Source organism: Vibrio tubiashii ATCC 19109 (assembly GCF_000772105.1).
Classification (GTDB): domain Bacteria; phylum Pseudomonadota; class Gammaproteobacteria; order Enterobacterales; family Vibrionaceae; genus Vibrio; species Vibrio tubiashii.
In genome coordinates this window covers 740,822-755,684 of the sequence record NZ_CP009354.1, presented here as the reverse complement: position 1 = coordinate 755,684, position 14,863 = coordinate 740,822, and the positions used below count along the sequence as shown (strand labels likewise).

Annotated in this window: 11 protein-coding genes; 2 read left to right on the top strand and 9 right to left on the bottom strand. The window is 45.5% G+C overall.

Translation table 11 applies throughout. The features are described 5' to 3' along the window. Window positions 1–155: 155 nt before the first annotated feature. Window positions 156–1,694, top strand: coding sequence for an alanine/glycine:cation symporter family protein (locus IX91_RS03495; RefSeq protein ID WP_004744423.1), 1,539 nt, complete (start codon window positions 156–158; stop codon window positions 1,692–1,694). A gap of 159 nt (window positions 1,695–1,853) precedes the next feature. Here the strand turns inward: IX91_RS03495 and IX91_RS03490 are convergent, their stop codons facing one another. From IX91_RS03490 to guaB, 4 genes are all read right to left on the bottom strand, one after another. Further along, the gene (locus IX91_RS03490; protein ID WP_004744424.1) at window positions 1,854–2,450 is read right to left on the bottom strand and encodes an acetate uptake transporter; all 597 of its coding nucleotides are present in this window, start codon (window positions 2,448–2,450) and stop codon (window positions 1,854–1,856) included. A gap of 240 nt (window positions 2,451–2,690) precedes the next feature. Then, window positions 2,691–4,373 (bottom strand): glycoside hydrolase family 19 protein, encoded by a 1,683-nt coding sequence (locus IX91_RS03485; protein ID WP_004744425.1) that lies wholly within the window; start codon window positions 4,371–4,373, stop codon window positions 2,691–2,693. Window positions 4,374–4,664: 291 nt separating this feature from the next. Next, window positions 4,665–6,218, bottom strand: coding sequence for a glutamine-hydrolyzing GMP synthase (guaA, locus tag IX91_RS03480; protein ID WP_004749243.1), 1,554 nt, complete (start codon window positions 6,216–6,218; stop codon window positions 4,665–4,667). A gap of 116 nt (window positions 6,219–6,334) precedes the next feature. After that, window positions 6,335–7,798 (bottom strand): IMP dehydrogenase, encoded by a 1,464-nt coding sequence (guaB, locus tag IX91_RS03475; RefSeq protein WP_004746284.1) that lies wholly within the window; start codon window positions 7,796–7,798, stop codon window positions 6,335–6,337. A gap of 231 nt (window positions 7,799–8,029) precedes the next feature. Here guaB and xseA point away from each other — a divergent pair, with 231 nt between their 5' ends. After that, complete coding sequence (xseA, locus tag IX91_RS03470; protein WP_004746283.1) at window positions 8,030–9,361, top strand: exodeoxyribonuclease VII large subunit; 1,332 nt, start codon at window positions 8,030–8,032, stop codon at window positions 9,359–9,361. Window positions 9,362–9,405: 44 nt separating this feature from the next. Here the strand turns inward: xseA and IX91_RS03465 are convergent, their stop codons facing one another. From IX91_RS03465 to bamB, 5 genes are all read right to left on the bottom strand, one after another. Further along, the gene (locus IX91_RS03465) at window positions 9,406–9,627 is read right to left on the bottom strand and encodes a zinc ribbon domain-containing protein (RefSeq protein ID WP_004746282.1); all 222 of its coding nucleotides are present in this window, start codon (window positions 9,625–9,627) and stop codon (window positions 9,406–9,408) included. Between the two features lie 37 nt (window positions 9,628–9,664). After that, window positions 9,665–10,693, bottom strand: a complete 1,029-nt coding sequence (locus tag IX91_RS03460) for a sensor domain-containing diguanylate cyclase (RefSeq protein WP_004746281.1) — start codon at window positions 10,691–10,693, stop codon at window positions 9,665–9,667. Window positions 10,694–11,011: 318 nt separating this feature from the next. Further along, the gene (locus tag IX91_RS03455; protein ID WP_004746280.1) at window positions 11,012–11,878 is read right to left on the bottom strand and encodes an alanyl-tRNA editing protein; all 867 of its coding nucleotides are present in this window, start codon (window positions 11,876–11,878) and stop codon (window positions 11,012–11,014) included. Between the two features lie 161 nt (window positions 11,879–12,039). Beyond that, window positions 12,040–13,527 carry a ribosome biogenesis GTPase Der gene (der, locus tag IX91_RS03450; protein WP_004746279.1) on the bottom strand — a complete coding sequence of 496 codons (1,488 nt, stop codon included), beginning with the start codon at window positions 13,525–13,527 and terminating at the stop codon, window positions 12,040–12,042. A 167-nt stretch (window positions 13,528–13,694) separates the two neighbouring features. Further along, window positions 13,695–14,855: an outer membrane protein assembly factor BamB gene (gene bamB / locus IX91_RS03445; RefSeq protein WP_004746278.1), complete on the bottom strand. Its 1,161-nt coding sequence runs from the start codon at window positions 14,853–14,855 to the stop codon at window positions 13,695–13,697. Window positions 14,856–14,863 lie beyond the last annotated feature (8 nt).

The following is a 14,863-nucleotide window of genomic DNA, read 5'->3' as shown; positions in this document are numbered from 1 at the left end:
TAATCAATCGCTACTATTTAACAATTTTTTAGCACTTTGTGTTTTGGGTCACGCTAATTAACACTAACAAATAAATAAATTAACAATTACATTACAGAAAGGGTAATATCCTGTTCAGAAAACAACCACTACAAAACAAAACAGGGAAAATACTTATGCAGTCATTAGTTGATTTTCTGAATGGAATTATCTGGAGCCCGGTATTGATTTACCTTTGCCTTGGCGCTGGTTTGTTCTATTCGATCATGACTCGATTTGTTCAAGTTCGTCACTTTAGCGAAATGTGGCGCTTACTTCTTTCAGGGAAAAGTTCTACTAAGGGTATCTCATCATTCCAAGCTTTAGCGGTTTCGCTATCTGGTCGTGTGGGTACAGGTAATATTGCAGGTGTTGCGGCGGCTATCGGTTTTGGTGGTCCTGGCGCAGTATTCTGGATGTGGGTTGTTGCCTTCTTTGGCGCAGCAACAGCATACGCAGAGTCAACACTGGCACAGATCTACAAGGAAGAAGACGAAGGTCAATTCCGTGGTGGTCCGGCTTACTACATTGAAAAAGCAATGGGTCAAACTTGGTACGCATGGATCTTCGCAATCGCGACTATCTTTGCTTGTGGTTTCCTACTACCAGGCGTTCAGTCAAACAGTATCGGTAATGCGGTTGAAGCAGCATTTGGTTCTGGTGAAATGATTGAAACAGCTATCGGTACATTCAGCTTTGCGAAGATCTTCACGGGTACACTGATTTCAGTCATCCTAGCGTTTATCATCTTCGGTGGCGTTAAACGTATCGCTAACTTCACGCAGATTGTTGTTCCTTTCATGGCGCTTGCGTACATCGTGACGGCGTTCATCATCATCCTTCTCAACATCGGTGAAGTACCACGCGTATTCTCTATGATCATTGGCGACGCATTCACACCTATGGCGGGTGTTGGTGCTGCTATCGGTTGGGGTGTTAAACGTGGTGTTTACTCAAACGAAGCAGGCCAAGGTACTGGTCCTCACGCAGCGGCAGCAGCGAGCGTTGATCACCCTGCGCAACAAGGTCTAGTACAGTCGTTCTCTATCTACATCGATACACTACTAGTATGTTCTGCAACTGCATTTATGATCATCATCACTGGTGCATACAACGTTCATGGCGCTGAAGGCTTCCTAGTACAGAACGTTGCTGCTGATATTGCTGCAAACGGCCCTGTATTCACTCAGATGGCGATTGAAAGTGCACTACCAGGCATTGGTAAACCATTCATCGCAATCGCACTGTTCTTCTTCGCGTTTACTACGATTCTTGCTTACTACTACATCGCAGAAACTAACGTGGCTTACATCCGTCGCCACATCAAAGTTAATGGCCTGATGTTCCTACTAAAAGTGGCACTAATCGCAGTCGTGTTCTACGGTACAGTTAAGACAGCAAACCTTGCATGGGCAATGGGTGACGTAGGTGTAGGTCTAATGGCGTGGCTAAACATCGTTGGTATCTTAATCATCTTCTTCATGTCTAAGCCTGCTTTGAAAGCTCTGAATGATTATGAAGAGCAACAAAAACAAGGTGTTACAGAGTACACGTTCAACCCAGTAAAACTAGGCATCAAAGGTGCTGACTACTGGGAAGACAAGTACCGCCGTAAGACAGGCAAAGAGCCTTCGGCTGAAACTGAGTCTAAACCGGTTGAACAACCTTCAACCTAATAGCGACACGCTATAAAAAATAAGAAAATGCAGTGGTAAAAAAAGGGGTTAGCCAATGGCTAACCCCTTTCATCTTATCGTTCCCAAAAATTTACTAAGTTAGATAACTTAGGTTTAGTCAATGTTGCTTCAGGCACACCATCAACCAAATTCTTTTAATTATGCAGCTACCTGTTCTAGCGGCATTTCTTGGACTGGCTTCTTCTCACCAATTGGCAAAATAGTACGACCGTATTCGTTGTTTAGTACTTGTGCCATAGCGAAGTAAATCGCACTCGCGCCACAGAAGATACCTTCAAAACCAGCAATCGTACCGATAAGCTGACTTCCAGTGAAATCACGTGCTGCCAGTAAGAAGAATAGGATTGTTAGTGAGCCAAATACCACTTGCTTTGCTACTGGGTAGCACAGTGAGCCAATAAACATAAAGCCTGTGAAAATACCCCAAAGCGCTAGGTACCAACCCATAAAGCTTGCTGGGCTTGCAGGTAGCCCCATGTAAGGCATAACAAGAATTCCAACCAGTGTTAGCCAGAACAGGCCGTAAGAAGTAAACGCCGTAGTACCAAAAGTATCACCACGCTTGAAACACATCATGCCGACAAAAACTTGGCTCAGACCACCATAGAAAATACCCATTGCTAGGATCATTGAATCAATAGGGAAAAAACCTGCATTGTGGATGTTTAGCAGGATGGTTGTCATACCGAAACCCATTAGGCCCAGTGGAGCCGGGTTTGCCAGTTTTGTTGACATTTTGCGCACCTTTAAAAAAAGTTAATAAAATTTACGCGCAAATTTTAGTGACGTTCAATAAAAAAGATAGTGTTCGGAATCGCAATCTAAGGTTGCGCAAATCATTAAGTTAGAACTTTGACCGTATTTGAGCCGATAAGGGATGTAAAACACGTGAAATCCGTACAACATCGAGCAATAAAAAATAGGCCCTGAAATAAATTCAGGGCCTATTCAATCGATTTAGCTTGTTTTAAAGACTTACTGGCAAGAAATTTCGTCCCAGAACCAGTTTGCTTGAGTTGGTGTATCCCACGTTCCTGGACCATTTTTAGCAATAAAGCACTTGCCGTTGTAGGTCACTTTATCGCCATTCGCGACCTGAGAAACACCCGGTTGCCACTGAATAAACGTATTTGGATCCGGTGTTGGTTCTGGGTCTGGAGTTGGTGTCGGTTCCGGATCAGGCGTTGGGGTTGGGTCTGGAGTAGGATCAGGCGTCGGCTCTGGTGTACCAGCCACTAGCTCCCATGGGCCACCTAAGCTTGGATCATCACCTTGCGTCCACCATTTCGCTTTATAAGTTGCCCCATTGAATGTCACTTGATCGCCCGTGTTATATACCTTAGTCGCGCTCCAGCCTGTTCCATTGTCTGGGTTAGGATCGACGGGGTCTAACTTGTCGACAACTCGGACTTCAGGCCAGCTAGCGTGTGAGCCGTAGAGGTTGGTTACACACTTCTCGTAGTCACCCGGAACCAGTGCTGAATACGCAGTCTGGAAGCCCACCAGTTCACACTCAAACGAGTACCCACCCGGTCTGTCTGCATAGTATTTCCAGTTACCATCCCAGTTGGTGTAAAGCACATCCGTTGCGCCATTAAGATTCAGGCTGCCGTAAGGCGTTTGCTGCCAGCAAGTGTTCTTTTCATCGGCTTCAATAGGAATCTGATAGTGCGCCGACAAACCTTCCCAATAGCGGATACGGTTAACTGGCTGACCTTTGTCTCTGTTTTGCTCACCACACTCAATACCACCGTTAATAATGTTGATAGTGGTACCAAAACCGTAACCAATACCAGCGTCAATTTCGCGCTGAGAAGGCGTCCATGTTTTATCAATGACATGCAGCATAGCTGGCTTAGGTGCTTGTGGTGTCAAAAAGAACCAAATCGCAGAAGCTAGGTTTAACCAAGAGTCGGCAACTAAGCCAGGATTGTTAAGCAATACTGACGCGTCCCCGTCAAACATGACTTCAGAGAATGCACCATAGTTGAAGTGATAAGAAAGCTGTTTAGCCCCGCGGCCAAAATAGCCCTGCCCTGTAGCACACGGCCATTTTTTGTTTTGCCAATCGTTTTGACCACACCCGGTTGTGTAGCCTTCCTGACCTTCAGACCAGCCCATTTCACGCACATGTACTAGGGCTTGTTGCCACTCTTCCAACGCTAACGGGTTATCAGAGGTATTATCTTTAGCGATGTGGCCACCTGTTTCTTGCGCAAAGTGCGCAAAAGCGGTCACGATCGAACGTTTACAGATGGCATCAGAATCACGCCCATCGGTGTACTCGGCACAAAATGCCGGGAACTTACCAATCGCACGTAAGAAGCGCGTATAGGTGTATTCCGGTGCGGCCATATGGGTCAGAAAATCCCATTCCGCTCTTGGGAAGACACGTTCGGCCCTTTTGACGTTATCTGGGTTGGTGGCTAACCCAGAATCAATCGCTTCAACAACCGAGTTGGGTGCAGTGCGCAGCGCTTGAGACCAGATTTGATACATAGGGTTCGCCGTCTTTTGATTCTCTGCTGCTTGGATATCAGCACGTGAAACGACATAACCAGTAGGGTTTTGAGGATCGGGTTGGATATTCATCGTAGCCCAAGAGGTAGGTGCCGCAGATAGCATAGCCATTGTGGCGAGGTAGCTTGTTTTCTTCATCAGACAAGTCCTTATGTGAATTTCTGATGAAAAGACTAGAAAACTCGAGCACTAACTTCACGGCTAGTGTGATGTGGCAAGGTCAACTTGCGAGTGACTCTTAAGTTGCAACGGAATTTGAAACTATAGGTTTAGTAAAAAGTGTCTAGTGGGTTCAAAAACCGAAAATACTAAAACTGCTCACCTAAATAGTGTGATCATTCGGTAAAATAACAAAAGCCACACTTTAAATCTTCCAAAATAAAAAAAACCAGTCTGATGACTGGCTTAGCTTATCTATTCAAACAGGGGTTATTCCCATTCGATTGTCGCTGGTGGCTTACCTGAGATGTCGTAAACCACGCGAGAAATACCGTCAACTTCGTTGATGATGCGGTTAGATACCTTACCTAGGAAGTCGTATGGCAAGTGTGCCCAGTGCGCTGTCATAAAGTCGATAGTTTCTACTGCACGTAGAGAAACAACCCAGTCATACTTACGACCATCACCCATTACACCTACAGAACGTACAGGTAGGAATACCGTGAACGCTTGAGATACTTTGTTGTATAGGTCAGCAGCGTGCAGCTCTTCAATGAAGATAGCGTCAGCACGGCGTAGCAAATCACAGTACTCTTTCTTGATTTCACCAAGAACACGAACACCTAGGCCAGGACCTGGGAATGGGTGGCGGTAAAGCATGTTGTAAGGCAGACCAAGCTCTAGACCAATCTTACGAACTTCATCTTTAAACAGCTCACGTAGTGGCTCAACAAGACCCATCTCCATATCGTCTGGCAGACCGCCAACGTTATGGTGAGATTTGATTACGTGTGCTTTGCCTGTCTTAGATGCTGCAGATTCGATTACGTCTGGGTAAATCGTACCTTGAGCAAGCCATTTCGCGTTTTTCAGCTTCTTCGACTCTTCATCGAATACGTCTACGAATACGTGACCGATTGTCTTACGCTTCTCTTCTGGATCAGACTTACCCTCAAGAGCTGCAAGGAAGCGCTCTTCTGCGTCAACCTTGATAATGTTTAGGCCGAACTTGTCGCCAAACATATCCATTACTTGTTGGCCTTCGTTTAAACGAAGTAGACCGTTATCAACAAATACACACGTTAGTTTGTCGCCAATTGCACGGTGAACAAGCATCGCAACAACTGATGAGTCAACACCACCAGAAAGGCCTAGGATAACTTCGTCATCACCCACTTGCTCTTTAATACGTGCTACCGCGTCTTCGATGATAGATTCTGAAGTCCATAGACGCTCACAGCCACATACGCCAAGAACAAAGTTCTCTAGCATTTGTAAGCCATTCTTAGTGTGCGTTACTTCTGGGTGGAACTGAACGCCGAAGTATTTTTTCTCTTCGTTCGCCATAGCAGCGTAAGGACAGGTGTCTGTCTCACCGACTTTCACAAAGCCTTCAGGGATCTCGACAACTTTGTCGCCGTGGCTCATCCATACATCTTGAGAAGCTTCAAGATCTTTAAAGATTGATGATTCGCCAGAAACTTGTACTGCAGCGTAACCGAATTCACGCTCATCAGACGTTGATACTTTACCACCTAGCTGCTCTGCCATTGTCTGCATGCCGTAACATACACCAAGCACAGGAACACCTGAGTCAAATACATATTGAGGAGCGCGAGGAGAGTTGTCCTCGGTAACACTTTCAGGGCCACCAGATAGGATGATGCCATCTGGGTTGAATTCACGAATATCCGCTTCTTCTACATCCCAGCTCCAAAGTTCACAGTAAACGCCGATTTCACGTACGCGGCGCGCTACAAGTTGAGTGTACTGAGAACCGAAGTCCAAGATCAGAATACGTTGGTCGTGGATATTTTTAGTCATTTTGAGCAGTCTTATAAGCTAGGTTATTAAAACGGAGGCGAGTTTACTCGCCTCTTATTAATGCTTCAAGGAAAAAAGCAAACGTTTCCGTCAGGTTTGTACTTATCGCGTTGCGATTAACCTAAACGGTAGTTTGGTGCTTCCTTCGTGATCTGAACGTCGTGTACATGAGACTCTTTCATGCCAGCGCCTGAAATACGTACGAATTCAGCTTTAGTACGCATATCTTCAACCGTTGCACTGCCTGTAAGACCCATGCTTGAACGTAGACCACCCATCTGTTGGTGAACGATCTCTTTTAGGCGGCCTTTGTATGCGATACGACCTTCGATACCTTCTGGTACTAGCTTGTCTGCTGCGTTATCTGACTGGAAGTAACGGTCAGAAGAGCCTTGAGACATAGCACCTAGTGAACCCATACCACGGTAAGCTTTGTATGAACGACCGTTGTATAGAATCACTTCACCCGGAGCTTCTTCAGTACCCGCGAACATTGAACCAACCATCACACAAGATGCGCCAGCAACGATTGCTTTACAGATATCACCTGAGAAACGAATACCGCCGTCAGCGATAACAGGAATGCCGTACTCGCCAGCAACTTCTGCTGCATCTGCAATAGCAGTAACTTGAGGTACACCAACACCAGTAACGATACGAGTTGTACAGATAGAACCAGGGCCAATACCCACTTTTACTGCGCTTACGCCAGCTTCAATTAGAGCCTTCGCGCCTGCACCTGTTGCTACGTTACCGCCAATGATGTCTAGATCTGGGTATGCCGCGCGAGTTTCGCGAATACGGTTTAGAACACCTTCAGAGTGACCATGTGAAGAGTCGATAAGTAGAACGTCTACGCCAGCTTCGACTAGAGCTTTTACGCGCTCTTCGTTACCCGCGCCTGCACCAACAGCTGCACCCACACGTAGGCGACCTTGCTCGTCTTTACATGCGTTTGGTTTACGCTCTGCTTTATGGAAGTCTTTTGCGGTGATCATACCGGTTAATTGGAACTCATCGTTCACAACCAGTACTTTCTCTACGCGCGCTTCGTGCATTTTCTCTTGAACTTCTTCACGAGTTGCACCTTCTTTAACAGCCGCTAGACGCTCTTTAGGCGTCATCACAACTTCTACTTTCTTAGAAAGGTCCGTTACGAAACGAACGTCACGACCAGTGATGATACCAACCAATTCGTTGTTATCCGTCACTACAGGGAAACCTGCAAAACCATGCTTTTCAGTAAGAGCAACCACATCAGCAATTGATGCATCTGGACTAACTGTCACAGGGTGAGAAACCACACCTGCTTCGTAAATCTTAACCTGATGAACCATTTCTGCTTGCTGCTCAATCGACATGTTCTTGTGGATAAAGCCAATGCCACCCTCTTGCGCTAGTGCAATTGCTAGGCGCGCTTCAGTAACGGTGTCCATAGACGCCGAAATCATTGGGATGTTTAGGGTGATGTTCTTAGTTAGCTGAGTGCGAAGATCAGCTGTGTTTGGGAGAACAGTGGAGTGTGCTGGCACAAGTAGTACGTCATCGAATGTCAGCGCTTCTTTGGCAATTCTTAGCATTTGCAATATCTCACAATTAGAGGAGTAAAAAGAACAATCCAATCTCATCGTTTCGCATAATGAGGGCAGTAAGCGGAGATGCTTGGCTGCATTTGGATTAGATATTGCGGACGGATTATACGGCTAACGCAATCGCTTGACCACAAATTTTTTAATTTTTTTCTTGCATTTACCCCCTTGCTATGTATTATATTGCCGCTAATTTCCATACCCACGTCCACGGGATTAGCTGTGTCTTCTCTGACCAATCAAAACATCTTCACCGTTTCTCGTCTTAATGCTGAAGTCCGTCTGTTACTAGAAAATGAAATGGGCATTGTTTGGTTAGTGGGAGAAATCTCTAATTTCTCTGCGCCTGTTTCTGGGCACTGGTACCTCACTCTAAAAGACTCTCGCGCCCAAGTTAAATGTGCCATGTTCCGTGGTAACAATCGTCGCGTTACTTTCAAACCGCAAAACGGCAATCAAGTCTTAGTCAAAGCACGCTTATCTCTTTATGAGCCTCGCGGCGACTATCAATTGATCATTGAAAGTATGCAGCCTGAGGGTGATGGCAGACTTCAACAGCAGTTTGAAGAGCTGAAGATGAAACTGGCGGGGGAAGGTTTATTTGCCCAAACCAGTAAACAGCCGTTACCAGAGCACCCAAAACGCGTCGGAGTTGTCACATCAAAAACGGGCGCGGCTTTGTTCGATATCCTAGATGTACTTAAGCGTCGTGATCCCTCCCTTCCTGTGGTTGTTTATCCAACCATGGTTCAGGGAGAAGAAGCCGCTATCCAAATCGCACAAGCCATTGGCTGTGCAAACAGCCGCAATGAGTGTGACGTTTTAATTGTTGGACGTGGCGGTGGCTCACTGGAAGACTTGTGGTGTTTTAACAATGAAATACTGGCGCGCACCATTGCCGCGAGCCAAATTCCGATCATCAGTGCAGTCGGTCATGAAGTCGATGTGACGATTGCCGACTTTGTTGCGGATATGCGTGCTCCTACTCCATCAGCCGCAGCCGAATTAGTTAGTCGAGATAACAGCCACAAAGAGCAAGCGCTCACCACTCGCCAGCACAAACTGATTAGCTCAATGCGCTACTACTTGGCTGAGCAAAAAAGAACGACCACTTCTTTACTTCATCGCATCGAGCGCCACCATCCTAATTATCAACTGCAGCGTCAAAGCCAACAGTTAGACGAGCTTGAGGCTAGATTGCACCGTGCTATGGGGCAATTTATCTCTCTGCGCAATCAGAAGATTGAACGTCAGCAGCACAAAATTCAGCTCAATTCTCCAATCAAACGACTAGCCGAGCAAAATGCTTCATTACAAAGACTGGAGCAAAAGCTATTGGATGCAATGGATCGAAAACTGCTCAATACTCGCCACCAACTTGCAATGGCAGCGGAAAAGCTTGAGACAGTAAGCCCACTAGCCACGCTCAAACGTGGTTATTCGATCACCCAGACCGAACAAGGTAAAGTAGTGACTCAATCCTCACAAATAAAAACAGGTGACACTTTAGTCACCCGTCTTTCTGATGGCGAAGTTCGTTCAATCGTGAACTAGAGAACTAGAGAACTAGAGAACTAGAGAACTAGAGAACTAGAGAACTAGCTTGGTTGAAACTCGAATCGAACACGAGATTTAGATTTCAGTTCATTACAGTTATTGCAAAAGTAGTTCGCTGCTCCACATGCTTGGAGCTTTTCTAACTCGGCTTCACAATCAGGGCAAAAGCCCACCTTAATATAACTCTCATCACAAGCAGAACAGTGGTATTTGCCTGTCCACTCGAGTTCGTCTTCGCATACAGGGCAAATGTTATCGTTCATACGGGCACTCAACAATCTTTCACAACTTACACTCACTTTAATATTCTGCGGTAAGTTTGCCTTGATCTTTGTCATGCCTGCGCTGGTGTTTGACCTTATACATCTGCTGATCAGCTAGCTTTATTAAGCTTTGAAGTGATGTCACTCGGCTTACTTCGCACACAGCCTTACCCACACTCACTTTGATCGTTAAACCTTCTATTGGGGAGACACTCTTCAGCTGCTGATTAAACATTTCCTCAAGTTCGGTGAACACTTCTCTACTATTGGAGAAAGAGAACACGACAAACTCGTCACCGCCATAACGACCTTTTAGACTGCAACCTTTAAAGGTTTGGTTTAGCAGCATTCCCACTGTAGACAGTACTTTGTCACCAACTTCATGCCCGAAACGATCATTAATCAACTTAAACTGGTCTATGTCGGCAAAGAAGCATGAAACATACTGAAGGTCGGTGTTCAAACAGTCAGCAACTTGGTCTAGTAATGCAGAACGATTTAAGCACTTGGTTAGCGAATCATACCTCGCATGATAATACAGCTGCTCTTCAAGCTGATACTTTTCCCAAGCAACAGCATACAATGAGGCTAACATCTCAAGTACTTCGAGCTCATGAGCCGCGGGAGCAGATGGCGTCGAGCTATAGATTGCGAATGTCCCCATTGCGGTGTCTTCGCTTGATAAGATAGGCACCGACCAGCAAGCTCTCAAATTGGCTTGAGCCGTTATTGAGAGAAATGGAGCCCAATTAGGGTGAAGGTTGATATCCTCGACGACCACTGTCTGCTTTAGATATGCGGCTGCACCACAAGAGCCAACATTAGCCCCTATTTCAACCCCTTCTATTGCGTCGTTATACAACTTTGGCAAACTAGGGGCATACTCTAAATATAATTTCGCAGTGTTTGGTTCTAAACGAAGAATGGATGCTCTGCGCTCGCCAAACCAGCTTTCAGAAAGATCGACAACTCTTCGATTGAGCTCTTCTTTTCCCATTCCCAAGGCTAATTTTGCGAGCAGCTTATTTACTTCTCTGTGAGCTGTGAGAAGTTCAAGGTGACTCATAAGGCGACTACTTTATTTGTTTTAGTTTTTCACCTCGAACACTAGCATAAAGTTTGAGCTTTTTAGCCGATCTCTAGCTCATTAATAATCACGAGCAATTAATCTTTACCACCAAAACCGTTAAGATGATAAAAGATCCAAGTCTGATCGTCGGCAAAATCCAAAGTGATCAGCGATCTGCCCTAAAAAGAACATTTATATAACCACACACCGAAAGCATAAGTTACATATGCTGCATTTGGATTTTAGAAAGCATAAAACTTCAGAAATACAACTTTAAATCTAGTTTTTAGCATTTAATAAAAAGATCAGATTCCATTAAGCCGGTTTTACATTGGTGTGCATTTCAATATTTTGCTCATCAACATGAAGTAAACTCACCTCAATAGCGAGATATTCTGCCAATGAACTAGCATGGGTGCCACCGCACGGAATGACTGCCATTGCGGATTCTTTCAAGTCACATTGCCAGTATCGAGAATCGGTTAAAGCCTCACCATCACACTCAACTTTGATGTCAGAATTGAGCTCAAGCCAGTTGATCAATTGCTCATTAACTTGCTGCTCGATTTGACTTAAATCTGAAAGTACATCAGCGCTATTTAAACCTCGTTTACGCAGCGTTTTTCCTAAACGATAGGTATCTAAGCACTTATCTGGGGTGACAAAACTGGTCACTTGCGCATAGCTATTAAAATCATAGTTTCCATGAGGGTCTTTACGATCAGCATCTTTACGCCAATAGCCTTGTTTGGTCAGAACCTTATTTAATGCAAGATAGGATAAGTGACCTGCACTATGACCTCGACTGAGTGACAGTTGGTACTCTTTATCGACAGATAGGCTCACGCTCTGCCCTAGAGTTAAATCAGAACAATCTGCTGATAAACAATGCACGGTGACAAACACCCATCCAGCTTCATCACGTTTAACCGGAATCGCCTGTCCAACATAGAGTTCACCGCTTTCAGTATCGACAGCGCCGACTTGGCAATCTTGTACTATGTAGCCATTCAGTGTGCCTTTATCTGCTGGATGATCAGGCCAAATATGGCTTACAGGGTGAAAAGGCGTGGTATCGGTTACTACATAGAAATGTTCTTCGGTTAACTTGGTCAGTTGAATGCTCGCTTCTAGCTGCCAAGTCTGATGACAGAATTGTGTAATGGTGGGTGTAATGTGCATCTTTCTATTCTTTCCATATCATACTAACCAGAATAAACATCTGGTCGTTCTTGCTAGTGAATATCGCCGATTACCTATTTGTCTCGACTGGTATAAAAAAAGCGCCGAGATCATCAGGCGCTTTTGTCGAAATTAGTCGTTTTTACCGTTAGGAAGCAGAGTTACTTCTTACGATTTTTCATCATGCTCATTAGGCGTTTACGTTTACGCTCTTGAGACATAGTCATTTTGTTCGATTTACCCTCAAATGGGTTATCGCTGCTTTGGAACTGGATACGAATCGGTGTACCCATGATTTCCAATGACTTACGGTAGTAGTTCATCAGATAACGTTTGTACGAATCTGGTAGCTCATTTACTTGGTTACCGTGAATCACAACGATCGGTGGGTTGTATCCACCAGCGTGCGCGTATTTGAGTTTAACACGACGACCGCGCACTAGTGGCGGTTGGTGATCGTCAGTAGCCATTTTCATGATACGCGTCAGCACAGAAGTCCCTACGCGAGTTGTCGCTGATTTGTATGCCTCTTGAACAGACTCAAATAAGTGACCAACACCTGTACCGTGAAGTGCAGAGATAAAATGGATGCGAGCAAAGTCGACGAAACCTAAGCGACGATCAAGTTCTTTCTTAACGTGCTCTTTCACGTCCATATCCAGACCGTCCCACTTGTTCACTGCAAGCACAATTGAGCGACCAGCGTTAAGTGCAAAGCCAAGTAGACTTAGATCTTGGTCTGAGATGTTTTCACGAGCGTCAATAACCAGTAGAACAACGTTAGCGTCTTCAACTGCCTTCAACGTTTTAACTACAGAGAATTTTTCAACGGTTTCGTTGATACGCTTACGACGACGTACACCCGCTGTATCGATAAGAACGTATTCACGACCATCACGTTCCATAGGAATGTAGATAGAGTCACGCGTCGTGCCTGGCATATCGTAAACCACCACGCGCTCTTCACCGAGAATACGGTTAGTCAGGGTAGATTTACCTACGTTAGGACGACCAATAATCGCCAGTTTGATCGGCTGATCTTGTAGACGTTTGAACTCTTCTTCCGCTTCTTCTTCGGTGTAGTCGAGTTTCTCTTCTTCTTCGTCAACGAATTCAGTTAAGTCTTCGATTTCACCTTGCGCTTCTTCCGCCATTTTTTCAGCAAACGGATTCAGAGCTCGATCGATCAATGCGCCTACACCACGGCCGTGAGCAGCAGCAATCTGGTACATGTTTTCAACACCTAACTGCCAGAAGTCAGCCGATGCGGCATCAGCATCGATACCATCAACCTTGTTCACAACAAGCATTGAAGGTTTTTCAATTTTGCGTAGGTGATTAGAAATCGCAATATCAGATGGCGTCAGACCTGCGCGTCCATCAACCATAAACAGCACGACATCAGCTTCGTCAATCGCTGCCAATGACTGCTCAGCCATTTTGGTTTCAACACCTTCTTCCGTGCCATCGATACCGCCGGTATCAATCACGATAAATTCATGCTCACCAAGCTTCGCTTGGCCATATTTACGGTCACGAGTTAAGCCAGGGAAATCCGCAACCAATGCGTCGCGAGTACGAGTCAATCGGTTAAATAACGTTGATTTACCAACGTTTGGACGCCCTACCAGAGCAACAACAGGTACCATAACAACCTCTACAATATTCTTTTCTTTATGTAGTTATAGGTAACAACTCAGCAGAGTCCACACTTTGAGCGCTTTACCTATAACCACATCTAACTATGGGTTCTAAAACAAACAAACGGCTCCCAACTGTTACCAGCTAGGAGCCGAATGTGAATTATATCACACGATTACTCGTTGATCGTCAGTTTCTTTACATCGCCATTGCGAGTCGTCAGCACGTAACCACCCGGCACTGCAATCGGTGCCACAGCAAAACCTGTGGTATTTACTTGCTGCATTGAAACAAATTCGCCACTACTGCGATCGATCCAGTACAAATAGCCTTCGCTATCACCTACCACAACGTACTCATCAATCATTACAGGAGCAGTTAGTAGTCGGTGTTCTAGCTGGTCATTAGTCCACAGCTCAGTACCACTGCGAGCATCTACAGCGACAAGATGATCTTTTTCTGTCACTAAGTACAGACGACTGCCGTCGCTCGCTAGGTCTGTTGCTGAAGAATAGCTGCGCTTCCAAGCTGGTTTGCCAGAACGCAAGTCAATTGCTGTTAGCTGCCCGTTGTAACCTACGATGTATAGTGAGCTACCCAAAATCAGCGGTGCGGCATCGACATCAACTAGGCGATCAATCTCAGTGGCGCCTTGTGGCATACCGATTGGTTGTTGCCAAATGAGCTGTCCACGTTCAACAATCGCGGCTGCGAGTCGGCCGTTTGCCGTACCCCAGAAAACACCACCAGAAGCGGTTACTGGAGTACTATTACCACGCAAAGTTAGGTTTGGAACTTCAGTACTGATGGTCCACTTGGTTTCACCCGTTTCTTGGTCTAGCGCCACTAACATACCGCTGTTGGTGTGAACGATAACGTAGTTACTGTCCGTTGCTGGCGCTGTTAGTACTTCGCCGTCTACGTCGACTTGCCAATTAACTTCACCTGTTTCTTCATTGAAGGCGATCACTTGACCGTTTTCACTACCAATAAAGATTTGGCTGTAACCTGCGGTAATGCCACCAGCTAGACGAGCAGAGACATCCGCTTCAATCTCGGTTTCCCATAAGGTTTTACCATTTTCAGGATCCAAAGCTTTAACGACACCGTCACGGCTTGCGACAAAAACTTTGCCATAAGCGTACTCAGGAGTCAGCTTAGAGTAGTATTGACCAACACCATTACCGACAGAAGTGCTCCATTGGCTTGACGGAGTGAACTCACTGTCAACTTGCGGTACAGGTGACATAATGATGGTATCTTCTTCGCCGGCACAGCCCGCAAGAACACCAACGAACACCGCCGTTGTGAGTGCTTTTTTCAGCATATTCTTCATGCGACGCC